At 52.7% G+C, this 18,228-nt stretch carries 14 protein-coding genes and 1 tRNA gene; 9 read left to right on the top strand and 6 right to left on the bottom strand.

Annotation, left to right across the window (positions count from 1 at the left end):
* Nucleotides 1-186 precede the first annotated feature (186 nt).
* Nucleotides 187-1,035 carry a carbon-nitrogen hydrolase family protein gene (locus tag AB1L42_RS12295; protein WP_367055527.1) on the top strand — a complete coding sequence of 283 codons (849 nt, stop codon included), beginning with the start codon at nucleotides 187-189 and terminating at the stop codon, nucleotides 1,033-1,035.
* A 62-nt stretch (nucleotides 1,036-1,097) separates the two neighbouring features.
* Nucleotides 1,098-2,360 carry a PQQ-binding-like beta-propeller repeat protein gene (locus tag AB1L42_RS12290; RefSeq protein WP_367055524.1) on the top strand — a complete coding sequence of 421 codons (1,263 nt, stop codon included), beginning with the start codon at nucleotides 1,098-1,100 and terminating at the stop codon, nucleotides 2,358-2,360.
* A gap of 65 nt (nucleotides 2,361-2,425) precedes the next feature.
* On the opposite strand, the gene AB1L42_RS12285 is transcribed toward AB1L42_RS12290, so the two are convergent.
* On the bottom strand, nucleotides 2,426-3,766 hold the full coding sequence (locus AB1L42_RS12285; protein WP_367055521.1) for a DUF1501 domain-containing protein: 1,341 nt from the start codon (nucleotides 3,764-3,766) through the stop codon (nucleotides 2,426-2,428).
* Between the two features lie 351 nt (nucleotides 3,767-4,117).
* Here AB1L42_RS12285 and AB1L42_RS12280 point away from each other — a divergent pair, with 351 nt between their 5' ends.
* From AB1L42_RS12280 to AB1L42_RS12270, 3 genes are all read left to right on the top strand, one after another.
* Nucleotides 4,118-5,548: a sulfatase gene (locus tag AB1L42_RS12280; RefSeq protein WP_367055518.1), complete on the top strand. Its 1,431-nt coding sequence runs from the start codon at nucleotides 4,118-4,120 to the stop codon at nucleotides 5,546-5,548.
* A gap of 101 nt (nucleotides 5,549-5,649) precedes the next feature.
* Nucleotides 5,650-6,171: a hypothetical protein gene (locus AB1L42_RS12275; protein WP_367055515.1), complete on the top strand. Its 522-nt coding sequence runs from the start codon at nucleotides 5,650-5,652 to the stop codon at nucleotides 6,169-6,171.
* 62 nt (nucleotides 6,172-6,233) lie between these two features.
* Complete coding sequence (locus AB1L42_RS12270) at nucleotides 6,234-6,788, top strand: O-acetyl-ADP-ribose deacetylase (protein ID WP_367055512.1); 555 nt, start codon at nucleotides 6,234-6,236, stop codon at nucleotides 6,786-6,788.
* Nucleotides 6,789-6,856: 68 nt separating this feature from the next.
* Here the strand turns inward: AB1L42_RS12270 and eda are convergent, their stop codons facing one another.
* Together eda and AB1L42_RS12260 are read right to left on the bottom strand one after the other, a co-directional pair.
* Nucleotides 6,857-7,504, bottom strand: coding sequence for a bifunctional 4-hydroxy-2-oxoglutarate aldolase/2-dehydro-3-deoxy-phosphogluconate aldolase (gene eda, locus AB1L42_RS12265; protein WP_367055510.1), 648 nt, complete (start codon nucleotides 7,502-7,504; stop codon nucleotides 6,857-6,859).
* Nucleotides 7,505-7,652: 148 nt separating this feature from the next.
* Nucleotides 7,653-8,141, bottom strand: coding sequence for a hypothetical protein (locus tag AB1L42_RS12260; protein ID WP_367055507.1), 489 nt, complete (start codon nucleotides 8,139-8,141; stop codon nucleotides 7,653-7,655).
* A gap of 343 nt (nucleotides 8,142-8,484) precedes the next feature.
* Between AB1L42_RS12260 and AB1L42_RS12255 the strand changes: the two genes are divergently transcribed.
* From AB1L42_RS12255 to AB1L42_RS12245, 3 genes are all read left to right on the top strand, one after another.
* Nucleotides 8,485-8,769 (top strand): hypothetical protein, encoded by a 285-nt coding sequence (locus AB1L42_RS12255; protein ID WP_367055504.1) that lies wholly within the window; start codon nucleotides 8,485-8,487, stop codon nucleotides 8,767-8,769.
* A 207-nt stretch (nucleotides 8,770-8,976) separates the two neighbouring features.
* Entirely contained in the window at nucleotides 8,977-9,672 is a 696-nt protein-coding gene (locus tag AB1L42_RS12250; RefSeq protein WP_367055501.1) for a site-2 protease family protein, read from the top strand.
* A gap of 571 nt (nucleotides 9,673-10,243) precedes the next feature.
* Nucleotides 10,244-10,960 (top strand): ubiquitin-conjugating enzyme E2, encoded by a 717-nt coding sequence (locus tag AB1L42_RS12245; RefSeq protein ID WP_367055498.1) that lies wholly within the window; start codon nucleotides 10,244-10,246, stop codon nucleotides 10,958-10,960.
* A gap of 51 nt (nucleotides 10,961-11,011) precedes the next feature.
* On the opposite strand, the gene AB1L42_RS12240 is transcribed toward AB1L42_RS12245, so the two are convergent.
* The 3 genes from AB1L42_RS12240 to AB1L42_RS12230 form a co-directional block, all read right to left on the bottom strand.
* Nucleotides 11,012-12,442, bottom strand: coding sequence for a DUF1552 domain-containing protein (locus tag AB1L42_RS12240; protein ID WP_367055495.1), 1,431 nt, complete (start codon nucleotides 12,440-12,442; stop codon nucleotides 11,012-11,014).
* The gene (locus AB1L42_RS12235) at nucleotides 12,439-15,105 is read right to left on the bottom strand and encodes a DUF1592 domain-containing protein (protein WP_367055492.1); all 2,667 of its coding nucleotides are present in this window, start codon (nucleotides 15,103-15,105) and stop codon (nucleotides 12,439-12,441) included. The genes AB1L42_RS12240 and AB1L42_RS12235 overlap by 4 nt, the downstream gene beginning before the upstream one ends.
* Before the next feature lie 352 nt (nucleotides 15,106-15,457).
* A tRNA-Phe gene (locus AB1L42_RS12230) sits at nucleotides 15,458-15,530 on the bottom strand.
* A 1,281-nt stretch (nucleotides 15,531-16,811) separates the two neighbouring features.
* Between AB1L42_RS12230 and AB1L42_RS12225 the strand changes: the two genes are divergently transcribed.
* Complete coding sequence (locus AB1L42_RS12225; protein WP_367055489.1) at nucleotides 16,812-18,164, top strand: enolase C-terminal domain-like protein; 1,353 nt, start codon at nucleotides 16,812-16,814, stop codon at nucleotides 18,162-18,164.
* The last annotated feature ends 64 nt before the right edge of the window (nucleotides 18,165-18,228 follow it).

Genomic DNA, 18,228 nt, shown 5'->3' with positions numbered 1-18,228 from the left:
TTTCCTGGGATAGCGAGTCGAACTCGAAACAGGGAAAGGTCTGGGGAGGTTTTCTCGTTTGAAAATCCGTTGTCGTACGATGCTCGTCGAAAATGTGACCTGCGTCTGCTACAAAATCATGACTTTGCCAGTGATTGAGAACGAACAGATCGAGTACGTCGACGAGAATAACCTGAAGGATTTCCCATGAGAGTCGCTGCCGTTCAGATGGATGTCAAGATTGGGGCGCCTGAGCAGAATCTCGCTTCGATGTTAGATGCGTTCGGTACGGCACGTCAAAACGGGGCAGAACTTGTCATCTTTCCAGAGTGTGCTCTGACCGGTTACTGCTTTGAGAGCGCCGAAGAATCCTTACCGTTTGCAGAAGAGCTATCTGGTCCAGCTGTTTCTACGTTTCAGAAAAAGCTTCAGGAACTCGGCGGCGCAGCTGTCTTTGGAATGTTGACCCCGAGTCCGGATGGTGTGTTCAACACAGCCGTGCTCCTCAACGGCGATGGTGTGATCGGAGCCTATCGAAAGATTCACTTGCCGGGGTTGGGAATCGATCAGTACGCCACTTACGGCGATGAGCCGTTTCGCGTTTACGAAGTGGGCGAGATTCGTGTGGGGTTGGCAATCTGCTACGACTCTGCCTTTCCGGAGTCGAGCCGGGTGATGGCTTTGCAGGGAGCGGACCTGATTGCCTTGCCGACCAATTTTCCGACCGGTGCAGAGAATATGACTCGCTACACGATCAATACACGGGCGATGGAAAACAAAGTTTATTTCGCCGCGGTCAATCGAGTGGGGAAGGAGCGAGGGTTTCGATTTATTGGCGAAACGACAGTCGCTGACCCGAATGGAAATACACTCTGCAAAGGATCGGAGACAGCTGAGGAAATCTTGTACTTCGACGTCGATCCGGCAGAGTCAAGAGAGAAGCGGATTGTGCGCGTCCCAGGTAAACATGCGATCGATCGCGTGGCGGACCGACGTCCAGAAATGTACGGATCGCTCGTTGAACCACACAATCTCCCGCGGCCGGGTCGAGAATAGACTCGCTGTGCATGCGACATTTCTTTCTTCAATTCTCCGAACTCAAACACTGAGCCGGTTACATGAAATTCGACTCTCGATACGTCCGCACCATCACTTGCGCAATTTTCTGTCTCACTTCTCAAGGCATTATTTCGGCCGATGACTGGCCGCAGTTCCTTGGGCCGAATCGGAATGGAATTTCGAAAGAAACCGGATTGGTGGACTCTTTCCCGTCGTCTGGTCCGAAGGTCCTGTGGAAGAGCGATGGAGGTGTCGGCATGTCCGGCGTCGTCATCGCCGAGGGAATCGCCTGCACCTTGATTCAGGACGATCGACAGCAATACGCGCTCGCGCTTGATCCACTGACAGGTCAAACGCTTTGGAAAGCGACACTCGCTCCTTCGTACAAAAATGCGATGGGGAACGGTCCACGTGCGACTCCAGTCATCAATCGTGGTCAGGTTTTCGTTTACACCGGGGAAGGAGTTATTTGCTGCCTGGACGCGAAGAACGGTCTGACGAAGTGGAGCGTTGACGCAACGACCTCCAACGGAGGAAAGCCTCCAGAATACGGAGTTGCCTCATCACCTCTGACGACGGAAGAACTTGTCATCGTCACCGTCGGGGCTCCCAATGCAACCGTGGTTGCTTACGATCGCGAAACTGGAGTAGTTCGCTGGAAGGCTGGAAGTGCTCATCCGGCTGGATATTCTTCAGCTGTACTTCTTCCTGTGCAAGGCACTGTGCAGCTTGTGGTCTTTCATGGACAAGGAGTCATGAGCCTCTATCCGGGGACTGGGGAAATCTTGTGGGAGTACCCTTACGAAACACCGTACGACTGCAATATCGCCACGCCGATTGCGATCGGCCAGAACATCCTGATCTCAGCGGGGGAGAATCACGGAACCACGTTGTTGCAAGTTCCGCAAGAGAAGGGGCAGGCTGTTCAAGTTGCCTGGGAGTCACTGGGAAACCGCAGTGTTCTTCGGAACGAATGGCAAACGTCGATTCTGCAGGACGGGAAACTTTATGGTTTTGACAATGTCGGGAGTGCTGGACCAGTCACGCACCTGACGTGTGTTGATGCTCAGAACGGTCAGCAAATCTGGAGAAAAGCCCGATTCGGGAAAGGAAACTGCATCGCCGCTGATGGGAAATTGTGGTGCTCGCTGATGACCGGAGAACTTGTCATCGTTCGCGTCGACGCAGGCGGGTTTGACGAGTTAGGCAGGGCGACAGTCATCGGAGAAACACGGCAAGCTCCCGCAATTTGCAACGGGAAGCTTTACCTGCGAGACAACTCCGAAGTGGTCTGCATCGATATTTCGAGAGAGCGCAATTAGAGACGACTGTGCGTCGACAAAAGCTGTCGTTATCAACTCGACTATTTACGCTTCAACTTCGCACGTTACCCGACGATCAATTCTTTGATCGGCTCAACATCCGGTTCAGCAAGTCGAATTGGTCTGCCGACCGAAGACATATTCTGATTGGTGTGATCGATTCCCATCGCTGCCATGATCGTTGCGATCAATTGATTGACTGCGACCGGTTGGTCGGTCACTTCCATGCCCGAATCGCTTGTCGCGCCGAAAACTTGTCCTCCGCGAATTCCACCGCCAGCGAGAACAGTGCTCCACGCGTTTGGGAAGTGGTCACGTCCGGTCTGAGGATTGATGCCCGGCGTTCGGCCGAATTCGCCCATCCAGACGATCGTTGTTGATTCAAGAAGTCCACGGTCGTTGAGGTCTTGAATCAGCGTCGACCAGGCTGGGTCCAAGGTTCCGCATAGCGCGGAAACAGCAGTGAAGTTCTCAACATGTGTGTCCCAGCCAATCTGGTTTTCTCCGTTCGGACCACCCAAAGCGACCTCGACGAACGGAACACCGCGCTCGACGAGTCTTCGAGCCAACAGGCATCCCTGTCCAAACCGATTTCTTCCGTAAGCTTCGCGAAGTTCGGTCGGCTCTTCGTCGAGATTGAACGCCGACATTGCCTTCGAATTCATCATTTGCACAGCTTGTTGATACGCAGTGCGATGGCTTTCGGTCGGGAGTCCCGGACGTTGGAGAGAGAACCTCGCTTCGACGAATTCCAGAAGTTCCAGCCTCGATCGAGACTGGCGATCGGAAACCGTGTCCCGTCGCTCCACGTTCTGCACTTCGAGCGGAGCACCAAATTCCGGCATCTCATCGTCACCCCCCGCGATCCGATTCTCTCCGCCCACGAGCAGCGGAGCATGTTGCGGACCAAGGAATCCCGGCCCGAACGCTCCGGGGTTGAGCACAGGGTTCGAGAGAATACTGACGTAATTGGGAATGGATGCACGATTCAGTTCGAATTCGTTTCCGACCAGTGATCCCAAGGTCGGATACGAGATGGGACCGCTCGGGCGATAGCCTGTTCGCAGATGATATGTTGCGCGGCCATGATCGCCTTCTTTGGTCTTCATGGAACGAATGATGGCCAGATGCTCCATCTGCTGGGCAACTTTCGGCAGGTGCTCAGCGATCTGAATTCCTGGGACGGAAGTCTGAATCGCTTCAAACTCACCACCGTTCTCGTGGTCCGGTTTAGGGTCGAACGTGTCAACCTGACTCGGTCCGCCCGGCATCCAGAGCAGAATGCACGACTTCGGATGGTCCAGTTTTCCGGCGGTCTGATCCGCGAGAAGCGGGAGCCATCCTGAGAGTGATGTGGCAGAAAAGCCCGCTGCTGCCAGCTTGAGAAAATCTCGTCGATGTTGCATCTGGTCATCCCGCAGGAAACTGAAATGCTGAGGAAAGAATCCGTTGAAGTGAAAAGTTCACCCGAAGGTCATTCGCTCGCGATTGTGGGAGTCGTGAGCCTTGAAAAGGCTGTCTTAAGATGTCTCATTGCAAGAGTTTCGAGAAGCTGGCTCGATTCGATTGCAGCGTCCAGACATCCTTTAAAGGATACGGATTTCAGCCGATGTCTGTGAAATAATAATCGGATTTTCGGGTAGATTTCCGTCATCATTGACGTGAATTGACGGTGAGACGTCGAGAACAGGACCCCGGATTGCTACGATGGCCCTCGTTTCGTTCTTCGGCAGTCTCCTTTTGAAATGGCATCAATCATGCGTTTTCTGTGCATGCTGTTATCTATTCTGAGTCTCACGATCTCCTTCGGGCAGTCAGGCTCCGTCCAAGCTGCCGATCGTCTTCCGAACATTGTCATCCTGCTCGCAGACGATCTCGGATACGGCGAGTTGGGATGTCAGGGAAATCCGGAGATTCCGACGCCGCATATTGATTCGATTGCTGAAACTGGAGTCCGAATGACACAAGGTTACGTCACCGCTCCCAATTGCAGCCCGTCTCGGGCAGGGCTGTTAACCGGGCGAATTCCGACACGCTTCGGGTACGAGTTCAATCCGATCGGCGCTCAAAACGAAGACCCAGCTGCCGGCCTCCCTCCCGGAGAATTGACGCTGGCTGAGATGTTGCAGGATGTCGGATATGCAACAGCTCTGATTGGGAAATGGCATCAGGGTGGGGCGGCGGTCTATCATCCGTTTCGACACGGCTTCGACGAGTTTTTTGGATTCACTCACGAAGGGCACTTCTTTGTTCCGCCTCCATATCATGGAGTGACGACCATGCTTCGCAGGAAAGCTCTGCCCGGGAATGAGCGAGGAAGATGGGTCAGCAATCAATTGATCCTCTCGACACACATGGGCCACAGCGAACCGGACTATGACGCCAACAATCCAATTATTCGCGGCGGGCAACCGGTCGAGGAGAATTTGTATCTCACTGATGCTTTCACTCGCGAAGCGGTTGATTTCATCGAGAGAACACAGGATCGACCCTTCTTCCTGTATGTGGCTTACAACGCCGTTCACAGCCCGCTGCAGGGTGCCGATGCTTACATGGAAAAAATGAAGTCGATTCCCGATGTGCATCGCCGAATCTTTGCCGCGATGCTTGCGAATCTCGATGACAGCGTGGGGTCGATTCTGAGCCAGATCGAAGAGTGCGGACTCGAACGAGATACACTCATCGTGTTCCTCAGCGACAATGGGGGACCCACTCGTGAACTCACTTCGAGCAATGCTCCATTGCGAGGTGAGAAGGGGCAGATGTACGAAGGGGGACTTCGTGTTCCATTCGTGATGAAGTGGAAAGGAAATCTCCCGGAAGCTGTGACATATGATCAACCGGTAAGCAGCTTGGATCTTTATGCGACATCCGCAGCGATCGCCAACGCCGAAATCAATCACGAAATCGACGGGGTCAATTTGCTTCCGTACCTCAAAAAAGAAGTCGACGGTCGCCCGCATGACGAATTCTTCTGGCGACAGGGAAGTCGATCGGCACTGCGGTACGGCGATTGGAAACTCGTCAACATGACTCGCAGGGGCCCAAGCAAAGATTGGGAGCTCTACAACCTCGCCGAAGATTTGTCGGAGGAAACAAATCTCGCGGACTCGCAACCTGAGCGTCTTGAGGAACTGATCCAACGTTGGGAGAAACTCAACTCAGAAATGCGGGAACCTTTGTTTTAGAACATGACTCGAAGCTGTCTACAATTCATTGAATGGCCGGCAGGTGCATGCATCGAAACTTCGATGTTGTTCTTCGCCAATCTTTACGGACTGAATACGGAATGCAGGAATTGACTCACGACCAGCCCACCACTGAAACGACCATCCCCCCGCAATCCGGGAAGAATTCCGGACGCTGGACTGTCGTCGCGATGTTTGGATTTGCCATCACCATGATTGCGATCCTCTTCCTTTATTGGGAGCTTTACACCAAGCCGTTTCGCCCTTTGCAGTATGCCATCGCAGCGGAGTTTCCGGACTCAAGCCCAAAGGTGATTGGCGGCCAGCACAAGAGCCACAAGGACATCTCTCCGGTCTTGTTGCGGATCGTCGTCTACGTCCCGGAAGGCGACTTTGATCCAACGCTTGATGAGTCAAAGAGCGAGGAGCGATCACTGAATCTCGTCCGACTCGCTTTTGAAAACCATGACGTTGAACAGTACGAACAGATCGATGTCGTGCTCTTGCAAAGGGTTCCCGAAGGGGCTCGAAAACGCTGGTCCGTGACCCATCCCGTTGAAGAGTGGAGAACACTCCTTCAGAAATCCGGATGGACTCAAGCGAAGTCTGAAGAGAATTCTTGAACGCAATCTGAGGTGAATGTGTCGCGAAGGAATTCGCTGAAATTCGCGATTGGAGAAGCGAGATGAGAATTCGAGTGCGGTCAGCAACGATTCGACTGATTCAGGGCGACATTACTTCTCAATCTGTCGATGCCATCGTCAATGCAGCCAACAGTCAACTCGCTGGAGGCGGCGGAGTCGACGGTGCAATTCATCGTGCTGCCGGACCCGCGTTAATGGAAGAGACCAGACGTCGATACCCCGAAGGCTGTCCAACCGGTCAGGCGGTGATCACTGGCGGAGGAAATCTCGACTGCCGCCATGTCATCCACACGGTCGGCCCCGTCTGGGACGGTGGTTTGGATGGAGAGCCTGATCTGCTCAAGTCCGCATATCGCAATTCTCTGCAACTTGCGGTCGTCCACAATTGTCAGACAGTTGCATTCCCCGCGATCAGCGCGGGGGTGTATGCGTATCCCATTGATCTCGCTGCTGAGCATTCCCTTCAAGAGGTCACGAACTTTCTTCGCGAGTGTGAAGAAATCGACGAGGTGCGTTTCGTGCTCTTCAGCGAGGGCGCATTCGGAGCCTTCGGAAGAGTCCTCGAGCGATTCGAAGACATTGTCAAAGAGTGGTAATGCGACCAGCCTCAACGCTCAATCGAATGGTCGTTTTCAATCGGCTCGATTTGATTCACAACGATCGTCTATGAACCTCGGGCTTCTTTCATCTTGCTGACGTAAGCACTCGCCAGTTCCTGAATGCGAGCCATGTCACCACTTTCGAGTGCTTTCTTCTCGACCAAGGCGCTGCCCAATCCCACGGAGCAGGCTCCTGCTTTCACGAAGTCCGGAAGCGTGTCGAGGTTGACTCCTCCGGTTGGCAGCAGACGAACCTGCGGAAGCGGTCCATGAACGGACTTCAGATAGCTTGGTCCACCGACATCTGCTGGGAAGACTTTGACGATATCCGCCCCAGCGTCCCAAGCTGTCAGAATTTCGGTCGGTGTGAACCCGCCTGCCATGACGAGTTTTCCGTATCGCTGGCAGAGTTGGATCACGCTGGTGTTCACCGTCGGAGTGACAATGAATTCCGCTCCGGCCAGCATGGCTGCGCGAGCCGATTCCGGATCAAGAACGGTGCCGGCGCCGAGGAGGATTTTGTCGCCGAGTGATTTCCTCAGATGAGAGATAATCTCAAGGACACCCGGGACGGTGAAGGTGACTTCGATGACATCAATTCCGCCCGCGTAGAGTGCTTCCGCGACTTCGAGGAGTTTCTCTCCGGACGGTGCTCGAATGATTGCAACAATTCCCAGATCGAGTACTCGTTGAAGGTCAGCTTCTTTTGACATGTTGGCGAATTCTAGAGCAAGTTGCTCTTTCCTGTGCACTCGCTTGCACTGTTTCATAAGTTAAAAGGCTGTGCTTGCTCGTGCGAGATCGTGCACACAAAATCAGAAAATGCTCTGGAGAACTGCAAGTGCTCTCGTCTGGGTGAAATTACTGGCTGCTGCTCGAAAACTGTTCCGCGAATTCGAGGACGCGATGATCGATCATCTCTTTGAAAGAGTCCATATTGAACTCATCCACTTTCTGGTAGTTCGTGCGATTCATGATCTCGCGGTTTCGAACTGTTCCCTTGGTGAGCAGTTCAACAATCGCCGTTGGTGTAAACGGAGAGATTGTCATCTCTAACCGGCTGTATCGGGTTGAGGCAGATTGTCCCGGTTTCAGCTCCAGGTCATCGCGAGACAGACGGCCACCCCATCCCTCTTCGCTCACGATGCTTTGAAATTCGAATCCGGGCATCTGATCAGCAAGTTGCTTCAGGCACGACTCGATGTGATCGGCCAGTTCGAGTCGGAATCCGGAATGAAGTGTCTTCAATTCGCCGAGGGAAAGCTGTTCCCTGGCTTCGACTTGCGCTTGTTCAACACGTGTCTTCTCGCCGCGCTCAATTGCCCGTTTCAGTCGTTCTTGGAAGTCCATCGAGAGTGATCTCTTCTGCAGAATGTGATGTGAATTTGGATTTTACGAAGTATTGGCCACGAGGCAAAGAAGGGAAGTCGAGTCAATTCGTGGTTTTCAGCTGGAACTCGTGAAGTTCAATTGCCTGAAATGTGCTTCGTCAACGGGTTTGAATGTTGTCGCTTGTGTCTCTTTCTCTCGAGTAGATACCCGCCTATGATCGTGAACTTGTTTGGAGAGATCGCCGCGATTTCGTTGCCTCAGCGTAACGATCTGTTGCCACGAAACTGCGGGGAAGAAGCCTTAGGACGGTTCAGATAGTCCCGTTCAATTCCGAAAGACATCTCAAAGGAGTCAGCGACAAGTGATGGAGTTGCCGATCGATGAATCGGGCAGTTCAGTCCCGGTTTTTGACTGCCACGTTTTGATCTCTGGTCCTGACGCGGATGGAAATTGTCACGGTGTCGTGTCCAATCTTCCTGAAGTGACAGCGACGGCGCGGTCTGAACGCGATCTTCTGAGGAAGATCAGCGAGCAGTTTAAGTCGCGAATTGTTGAATATCGCCAAGAGAAAAAGACGATTCCGTGGGAGTCTCAAAAGAAACCTGCCAGCGGAGAGCGACAACGCTGGTTACCGGTTCATCTTTAGGGAAAGCTGATCGGGGCAACTTTTTCGTGCTACTCTGCTCGCGTTGCCCTATGCATTTCGTGAATGCTGCGATTGTTGATGCGGATCGTAGGGCTTTCGTTATTTGAGCGGTTATTCAATTTCACGTGACTCAGTCTTACGGGCAAATCACAGGACTGGCCGATTTGTCCTCCGAGAATTCAATTGCAGGCTGGTAAGGGGTTTGAGATGTTCGGTTCCATTGAGCCTACCGAGTACGACCTGCGATTCGAACTGTTGGGGGTTCCTGTTCGTGTCTCACCCTGGTTCTGGGCGATGGCTGCGATTCTCGGGTTCGAATCAGTGAAAATCGGTGTCGGATATTTGATCGCATGGATGTCGGTCGTCTTCGTCTCGATCATGGTCCATGAATTTGGTCATGCACTGGTCGCGATGAGATTTGGCTATCCTCCCCGAGTGCTCTTGTATCAGTTTGGAGGACTTGCATTCTTTGAACCACGTCGGGGTGACTTTACTCGATTCAAATCAATCACAATTTCTCTCGCGGGACCGTTTGCAGGGTTCGCACTATTCGGTTTGACGCTGGCTTTTGGAAGGTTCTTTTACTACCCGTTCGCTCACAATTTGAGTGAAGAATCCGCCCGCCTGATCGACTTCACAATTATGCAGATGCTGTTCGTCAACCTGTGGTGGGGGCTGCTCAATCTTTTGCCGGTCCTTCCCCTCGACGGGGGACGAGTGAGTCAGGAAGTTTGCCTTTGGATATCACCTTTGCGTGGGATTCAGATTGCTGCCACGATCGGGGCCATTGTTGCAGGAACCGTGGCTTTGGGATTCTTCACAATCAAGGATTACTATCCGGCGATTCTCTTTGGCATGCTGTGTGCTCAGAATTTTACGCTGCTTCAGGACCGACGCTGGTAGAATTCGAAAGCGATCGATTCCAGCACTCAGTCCTTCGATTCTGAATTGCCTGCGCAGAAGTCGCCTGCACCGCCCAGAACGAATTGACTGTCGAACTTGCTTCTGCGGAATTCCTGCCTGTTTGAAGGGAAGGAACGAATTCGATTTCGAGTTCTTACTGAAGAAGACTGAGAGTGCCCGACGATAGAGAGTGTTGCTCTGAACCGAGTGAACTCAAAGAGTTTGTGTGAAGACACTTTCGTGGATGTTGAGACTGCGAGTGACAGACAGACGGGATGAAACGGATGGAGTCAACAAGTTTTTGAAGAGAAACGACAGCTTGAGGTTGATCGATTCTGGCACGTGCAGAATCATGCACGTTCACTAAAATGATGCGATGTCGGTAAAAAGACACCGTCCCATCGTATTTCGGCGATGCGAGTGTCGTTCAAACCGTAGAATACGGAAGGCATTCGCTGCCGTAGAACTTACACCTTGATGATTGCTTGCAGAATTTTGGGACTTTCGGTGCTCACTTCGAGACTGACTGGTCTGCAATTTTGCAGGTTGTTCGAAAGACAAGCACTGTTCCATGAGTACTGTTCGACATCGGAGGCTGCTCGCTGATTACGAGGCGATCCAACAGTACGTCAACCGTCACTCCAATCTCCAATTGGTAGAGGTTGAAGGCGACCCACCCGAGCTCTACAGGATTTCCTATCTCCTCAACAGTTTGGCCCGTGTCGATGGAGAAATTGTTCCCGTCGATCGACAGATCGTGGAGATTTCGCTTTCGAGAAACTACCCGCGAGTTCCTCCAAAGTGCCGCATTTTGACACCCATTTTTCATCCGAACGTCAAAGGTGACACACTTCACGTCGATCTTCGTTGGAATGAACACGGAAGTCTTTTGTCAGTCGTGACATGCGTTGGCCAGCTGCTCCAGTTTCGTGAACTTAGCGAGACGAATGCAGTCAATACCGAAGCAGTTGACTGGTTGAAGTCGAATCCGCAGGGAATCCCCACGGATTCGGTGTCGTTTTCACTCGACGATGAGCCTGTTAGCGAAACGGAAACAACCGAAGCGAGCAGTAAGAAAACTGCGAGGGACTTCCCGAAACCGCAGGCCGAAACGACTCCTTCGATGAACACGCTGTCAGAGCACGACTATCCTGACGTGATCAGAGTCGAGTGTCCCGCCTGCCGTGCATCTTACAAAGTCCGGCAGAACGCACTCGGAAAGTTCGTACGCTGCAAACGCTGCCAGAATGTCTTTCAGCTTCGCGCTCACCCTCAGGTCGAAGACTAGTCAACCTCACCTTCAGGTTGAAAATTACTCGACTGTCGAGTGGCTTCCGGATCAGGCGCGAATTTTGTCCACTGCCAGTCGTTCTCGAGCAACTGGTCCGAGATGCTTCTCAGATCCCATTGCTTCCAGCATCGAGTTGTAAACGTCGATCCCTTCTGCTCCGACGTCCATAATCTCCCCGGTCTTGAAGCGACCATTGGCCCCGGTGATCGCGTGAAAGACTCCGGACAATTCACGCTTCACGTTGTTGTGACGACCATCACCCGATTCGGTCGAGATCGTGATCATCGAGTTCTCAAGAATCGATTTTCCATTTGCATCAATCGAGTCTTTGTCGTCGAGTTTCTGAAGGAAGTAAGCAACTTCGCGCATCTTCATGTGAGCATGAGCGCGAAGTTGTTCGTTCTTCTTCTTCTCATCGAACTTGTGCCACCACTCATGGCTACAACCTTTTGATCCCGACGCCTTCAATTCGTTCGAGTCGTTGAAGGTGTATCGATGCTGGCCATCGTAAGTGTAGTCGCCGGTCATGCGCAAACGTTCGCCCGCAGCCAGAAATGTGATGGCTCCGAATCTGGCGCGGTCGCACTGAATGGAGAGTGCGTACAAATCCGCGAGCAGACGCCATTCTCTCGTCAAAGCTTCGAGAGTCATGTCGATGCCCTCTCCGCCGGGATCAGCTTTTCCACCGTGGGCAATTTCCGAGCGCGGCGGCAGCGGCGGAGCATCTTGAGAGATCGCAGCGAGTTCGTAAGCTCTCTGCTCATATTCACGAATTCTGTCGAGGTGATCTCTCACGCGAGTTCTGGAGGCTGAACCCAGCGGTGAATTTTGGCTCGAATAGTACTTGTACTGATCGACGACGGAATCGAGTACGCTCCGTTTCAATCGCATGCGGGCTGCGTCTTTGGTGTCGTCACCGATGGAGATCGTTCCGAAAACTCGTTCGAACAGATCGCGAGGCTTTTCCTGAATTGTCGCAGCGACGGTTCCGTCTTCGTTGTAGCTGTGAACGTACCGACTGACGCGGCTGCGCCGAAAAAACGTGCCCGCAACCAGCGACGGGACCATGCCCTTCGGAAGGCCTTGTTGATAGTGAGTCGCCCGCACGATTTGATCGATCGAGGCTCCGCCTGCTTTGGCTTCTCCATTCGGCGGTGTCGCGGTGAAGGCTCCGGAAGCTCCATCGAAGTGAGCGTTGATCCCCGACTGATCGCAACGAACCTGATCGACGTTGCGCATGATCAGAAGCTTGTCGGACAACGGCTTGAGTGGTTCGAGAACTCCGTCAAACCCTTCCGTTTGAAGAGGTGCCGGAATGCCGAGACCGAAGAAAACGTTGAAGGCTCGAATCGGAGCTTCCGCCGTCGAAGCTGCGTGAGCCGACACCGGGGCGATCATCTCTTCGAGCATGGGCAGACCGATAACGACGGACCCCACACCTTTCAGGACAGTTCTTCTGCTGACTTTTCTGCTGGTCATTCGTCGGCCTCGGTTTGAGTCAGTTGGATGAGATCACTCTTGATCAGTGCATGCACTGTCGATTGATATGTTCCGCCTTGAGACATGGCTGTGCTATGAATGGACTGCACCGTTTTGGCGTCTGCTGCAGTCAGAGGACGGCCCAGCGAGAACTGGACCAGCTTCCAAGTCAGGCTTTCTTTGACTCGTTCGCTCTGTGCGAGCAGGTCCATTAATTCTGCAGAAGTTGCGTACTCAACGGATTCGCTGTGTCCCGGAATGAGAAACTCGCCATCTTCCCGCAATGGATTGCCGTATTCATCGTTCTGATGGAATGTCCCCAGCCCGTCGAACTTTTCAAGTCCGAAAGCGAGTGGTTCAAAACGCTGATGGCATCCGCCGCACGCATGGTTTGAGATTCTTTCGAGAGCGATTCCGCGCTGCGTCAGTCCCTCTCGAGTCGGAACCGGCGTCGTATCGACACATGGCGGCGGATCTTTCACAATTCCGCGTAGCAAGTCGTGAAGCACAAACAGCCCGCGAGTCACCATTGACGCATTATCTCCCCCGATCGTGAGGATGCTTCCCTGAGTTAGCAATCCGCCACGTTCAGGAACGTCTGACAAATCACGCTTTGATAGGGGGGCGTCACCGTCGTGCGCCATTCCGTAGTGACGTGCCAGCTCGGGTGTCAAGAATGTCACTTGTGCGTTGAGCAGGTCCGCAAGTGGCCGGTTTTGTTCCCAAACGATTTCTTTGAAGAATTTCAGCGTTTCCGCCTGCATGTCGTCAGCGATGGCCGGGTCCCAGTCGGGGAACTTTTCTGGATTCGGTTGCAGGTTTTGCAGTCGTCCGAGATTCAGCCATTCTGAAACGAACTCTTGGGAACGCGAAACTGCTTTAGGGTCAGCGAGCATGCGATTGATTTGTCGATCGAGTTCTTCTGGATCGAACAACGCTCCCGATTCCGCAGCGTCGAAGAGTTTCTGATCCGGCGGAGATCCCCAAATTGTGTAACTGATGCGGTTGGCGAGTTCGTACCTGTCAACCGGCAGCGCTCGTCCGTTCCCGCGTTGGTTTTCGATACGGTAAAGGAATCGCGGAGACTGAAGCATTGCTTCCAGCACGAAAGAGGCAGCATCATCGAAGTCTCCGCCGGCACTGGCGACGGTGGTCGTAATACCTCGATAGACAGCAACTTCTTCTTCGTCGAGCGGTCCGCGCAACACCCATTTGCCCATCCGTGAAATGAACTCACGCATGTTGTCATCAATCAGGAGATGATTCTTCGCAAACTGATCCGCAAACTGAACCACATCCATTCTCGAGACGACTTCTTCCGCAAGGTTCGCGTAAGCCTCAACATGTTTGAGGTCGACAGTCAGGTTGTAAGCGGTGTTCGAAAATCCATCCGCACGAAAGTCTTTCGGAAGGACTTGCCCAGCGACGTCTGAGATGTCGACTCCGGTCGCAACTCGCACTGAGGCGATGTATTCGGATTGAGTCAGTCGCCGAACCCAGTGCTGGGATTCGCCAGCTGAATGTGCAAAGATCACCGGGTCGATGACGTCCAGTGAGAAGACAGCGCCGCTGTTGATCCACTCTTTCAGGTGTTGCTTTTGTTCTTCGTTGAGCGGCGGTCGGTCTTCCGGCATCTCGTCGTTTTTGACGCGTTCCCAAAGAAGACTTTTGTGCAGGTCATTGGAGACAATCGCCAGTCCCGAATCTCCTCCGCCCAGAGCAGCCGATTTTCGCGAGAGATCGAGCCCTCCTTCACTCTTGGCAGCATCGTGACACTCCAGGCAATGATGTGCGAGAAGGGGAGCAATTTTCCTTTCGAAAAAGAGGGCACGTTCGTCAACTTCAGCGTGTGAATCAGTCATGGATGACGAAGCATCCGGATCAGCACGGAAGTTGAGTTCGACTTCGTGATCTGACAGCGCTCGACTGTAAAGTGCGACCAAGTGCAGTCCACCCAGCCATTGTCGGCCGCCGCCATGTTCATCACCAAGGATTAACCGGTACGACTCATCCCAATTCGTGAACGCTCCGCCGATTTCCTTTTCAACGTTCAATTTTCCGTCGACGTAAAGTCGGGCTTTCCCGGAGCGGTTTCGTGTGAAGACGACATGAGTCAAGTTGGTTGACGCTGTCCCGGATTTGGATGAAACAGACGGCAATCCGTTTGAGCTCGTTTGCGTTGATCGCAAGCGAACATCGAACTTGTCCCCATCCTGTCCAAGCGTGAAATTGCGATTGCTGGAGTCTCGCGAGAAAGAAAAGATCCTCGCGGGTCCGGACTGCTTGGTGTTTTCGGGACGAATCCAGGCTTCAATGGTCAGCCCATTCGTTCGTTGAAACGTGCTCGCGAGTTGTTTGTTTCCGCCTTCAATGACCAATGCGGTTGGTCGATGAAAGATAATCGCGCCGTCCACTTGCTGAACAGTTTCCGGGACGTGAAATTCAGAGTCGATCCCACTGACAGCCTGCACGCGATTGGTCAGTAACCCATCTTCTGACGGACGAAAATCGAAGAGGAGTTCGAGGCCACGCGAAACACGAAGCTCACTTTCTGCTTGGCTCGCAACAGCTTGATCATTAGCGATTCCTTCGCCGCTGATTGCCCCGACGAAGATCGTCACACATGTCAACAATTGCCCAATTCTGGAGTGAATCACTCTCATTCGCGACCTCATTACCTCACAATTCGTGAAGAACACATCATCGCGTGCTTGTGCGTTGTTCGCAAGGCTGAACCGTTTCTTCGCCGAGTGATCTTAAGAGGTGGCGACACAGTTACATGCGAAAATCGGGTTGGACAGAATTCACAGTTTTTGTGTTCTCATTCAGGCTCGGCTTCCGCCCCGAAAGTCTCACCAACCCATTTTGCTCACTGCGAACAAGGAAATCGATCGTGCCGATTGATTAGCCTATTGGGGGCGGCGATAAGTCCCACCTCATTGAAGCCCAGCCTGTCGAAGAGATGCCCGAAACAAAAAAACTCCTCATCAACAAAGTGATGAGGAATTTGAAAAGTGGTCAGGGGCGGGGTCGAACCGCCGACACCAGGATTTTCAATCCTGTGCTCTACCAACTGAGCTACCTGACCTCTCAAAAACGCGAACGCGATTTCTAGTCGTCATTGAAAGACATTGCAAGTCAGGTCGAGGTTCAATTCTTAACCAAAACAACTCTGAGGCCATTCTTGCCGACGTGATCCTCGATCCAGACATCCGGATGGCTGTCGTTTACTAGCTGTGACGGATGATTTTTCGATTCATCAGCCCCTGTTTTCGTTGGGTCTCGAGAATCCTTGTCATTGGAATGACCCGATTTCAAGGGGGGGATTGACTTCGAGTTTTTGCAGTTATCAGTTGTGATGGGGGAATTCTTTGATTATCCTTGACGATTCGGCGTTTGCCGGTGCAACCGCACTCTGCTCATCGGGATGTGTCGAACATTCGGTGAGCCAGTAGCGAACTTGGCACGCTGAGTTGTTGATCAAAACTGATTGAACTTTGTCTTGAAAGGGACAGTCGAAGCATGGGTGTTAAGAAATCTGGAAAAGGACGTCGGAAGCTGGGACGAAAAAAGCGACGGATGCGAGCTAAGATTCGCCATCGCAAGGGATAATCTGCTTCGCAGGAGTTCTGGAGATCGACATGGAAAGCGATTGGTCTTTCCCTTGTTGATTGAAGCGATGCTGCCGCTTGCAGCCTAAGCGAATCAGATTGACCGAATTTCTGACTCGGATCCTGTTCGCGTTGCAAGCCTCTCCCATCACAAGGTCATCCACGCCACGCTTGACCGGTGAGAGCTTGTCGTCTTTCTCTTCCGCTCAAACTGAAACAACTCGTTTTCCACACACTTCGGTGAATCTTCGTTTTGCCGAACGAAGGTGGTCTCGAGCAGTTTGGCGCTGCGCGGTTACTTGCTTGGTGGTATTTATCGATAATCGGTCCGAACAGAGCCAAGAACTTCGTGAGCTGAGCAGGTGACTGGGCAAATCCGAGGGATGATTGAACGCTGGATGTACTCCGCTTCGAGACAATCAGCTGACAGTCAAACTTTCGCAACCTCGATGAGCGGACCGATGTTTGGCTTCTTTCTAATGTCAGTGATCTGAAATACTCGTTTGATGCATGCTGATGCATCAACATGGTTTGCAGTTTCCCGAATGTGTGGGCTAACATATGGCGGTCACTGAACATCTGGGTTCGCCACTTGTTCGAGAGCATTCTTGAAGTGGTCTTTGTGAAGTCGCACGAGCAGGCTGGACGAAAATCATGTCGTCTAGTTTTGACGAGTGGATTAGCAAGGACAGCGTGCTCGAAGTGGAAAACTCATTGGTCTCTCCGGAAAATTTCAAAGACTGAATTCCTTTCCTCCCATGAGCAAATCGACCGACATCCGTGTCGTTGACGCGATCCTCACCACAGAAGAATTTCCATTTCGGACGCCACTGAAATTCGGTGGGCGAGTCATGGACAAGCATCGCGTGATCAATGTCCAGGTCACCGTTGAGGACCGGGCGGGAAATCATGCAATCGGGCTGGGGAGCATGCCGATTGGAAACGTCTGGGCGTGGCCGTCCAGCGTGGTCACCGCGGAGCAGGCCGAAGCAGCGATGGAAGCCTTCGCAACGCGAGTCGTCCGGCTGACGGACTCACTCGACGAATTCGGCCATCCGATCGATCTGATCTATCACGTTTCGGCTGAATACTTTCATCAGGCAAAAGTTGTCGCCGAACTTCATGGGCTGGACGAACCTGTGCCTGATTTGGCGCAGCTGGTCGCAGCCAGTCCGCTCGATGCCGCTCTGCACGATGCGTTCGGAAAGGTCCATGATCGCAACTCGTACAACATGCTCTCGAAAGAGTTCATGAGTCGGGATCTTTCCGAGTACCTCGACGAACAATTTAAGGGCGAATATCTCGATCGCTATACGCTTCGGGAGCCGAAGGAACGGTTGCCGCTTTATCACCTTGTCGGTGCGCTCGATCCGTTGACCGATGCGGACATCGAGAAGCGAATCGACGATGGTTTGCCAGAAACACTTCCGGAATGGATCGCTGCCGATGGTCTGAGTCACCTGAAGATTAAATTGAACGGTGACAATCTAGATTGGGATGTGAATCGTGTTCTGGACGTCGATCGCATCACCTCCGAAGCTCAGGCTGCACGCGGTTGTAACGAGTGGTTTTACTCAGTCGACTTCAATGAGAAATGTGAAAACGTCGATTACGTCTTAGGATTCTTGAACCGAGTGCGCGAGGCGGCTCCGCAGGCGTACGATCGAATTCAATACCTGGAACAACCGACGAATCGGAACTTGGCGGACCATCCAGAAAACAAAATGCATGAAGCGGCGAAGCTCAAGCCGGTAGTCATCGATGAGTCGCTCGTCGACTATGAATCGCTTCTGCTCGCGAGAGATCTCGGATACAGCGGCGTTGCTCTCAAAGCTTGCAAAGGGCACACGGAAGCCTTGTTCGCAGCTGCGGCCGCTCAGAAGTTTGAGATGTTTCTGTGCGTTCAAGATCTTACCTGTCCCGGGTATTCGTTCCTGCACTCAGCAAGCCTGGCAGCCCGGTTCCCAACCGTGGCAGCCATCGAAGGCAACAGTCGCCAATATTGCCCAAGTGCGAATCATGTTTGGGAGCATCAATACCCGAGCATGTTCGAAATCACCGATGGAACCGTGGGGACTGGTGTCCTGAGCGAAGTCGGTTTGGGCATGTAAACTCGGGGAAAGTTGTCACTCTTCTGTAACGAGCTGAACTCGTGCTTCGGCACCATGAGGTCGC

The organism is Thalassoglobus sp. JC818 (assembly GCF_040717535.1).
Taxonomy (GTDB): Bacteria; Planctomycetota; Planctomycetia; order Planctomycetales; family Planctomycetaceae; genus Thalassoglobus.
This window is presented reverse-complemented; position numbering and strand designations above follow the sequence as displayed.

Bases quoted from the DNA above. Each gene is read 5' to 3' on its own strand.
- AB1L42_RS12295 (WP_367055527.1), top strand. From the start codon at position 187: ATGAGAGTCGCTGCCGTTCAGATGGATGTCAAGATTGGGGCGCCTGAG.
- AB1L42_RS12290 (WP_367055524.1), top strand. From the start codon at position 1,098: ATGAAATTCGACTCTCGATACGTCCGCACCATCACTTGCGCAATTTTC.
- AB1L42_RS12285 (WP_367055521.1), bottom strand. From the start codon at position 3,766: ATGCAACATCGACGAGATTTTCTCAAGCTGGCAGCAGCGGGCTTTTCT.
- AB1L42_RS12280 (WP_367055518.1), top strand. From the start codon at position 4,118: ATGCGTTTTCTGTGCATGCTGTTATCTATTCTGAGTCTCACGATCTCC.
- AB1L42_RS12275 (WP_367055515.1), top strand. From the start codon at position 5,650: ATGCAGGAATTGACTCACGACCAGCCCACCACTGAAACGACCATCCCC.
- AB1L42_RS12270 (WP_367055512.1), top strand. From the start codon at position 6,234: ATGAGAATTCGAGTGCGGTCAGCAACGATTCGACTGATTCAGGGCGAC.
- eda (WP_367055510.1), bottom strand. From the start codon at position 7,504: ATGTCAAAAGAAGCTGACCTTCAACGAGTACTCGATCTGGGAATTGTT.
- AB1L42_RS12260 (WP_367055507.1), bottom strand. From the start codon at position 8,141: ATGGACTTCCAAGAACGACTGAAACGGGCAATTGAGCGCGGCGAGAAG.
- AB1L42_RS12250 (WP_367055501.1), top strand. From the start codon at position 8,977: ATGTTCGGTTCCATTGAGCCTACCGAGTACGACCTGCGATTCGAACTG.
- AB1L42_RS12245 (WP_367055498.1), top strand. From the start codon at position 10,244: ATGAGTACTGTTCGACATCGGAGGCTGCTCGCTGATTACGAGGCGATC.
- AB1L42_RS12240 (WP_367055495.1), bottom strand. From the start codon at position 12,442: ATGACCAGCAGAAAAGTCAGCAGAAGAACTGTCCTGAAAGGTGTGGGG.
- AB1L42_RS12235 (WP_367055492.1), bottom strand. From the start codon at position 15,105: ATGAGAGTGATTCACTCCAGAATTGGGCAATTGTTGACATGTGTGACG.
- AB1L42_RS12225 (WP_367055489.1), top strand. From the start codon at position 16,812: ATGAGCAAATCGACCGACATCCGTGTCGTTGACGCGATCCTCACCACA.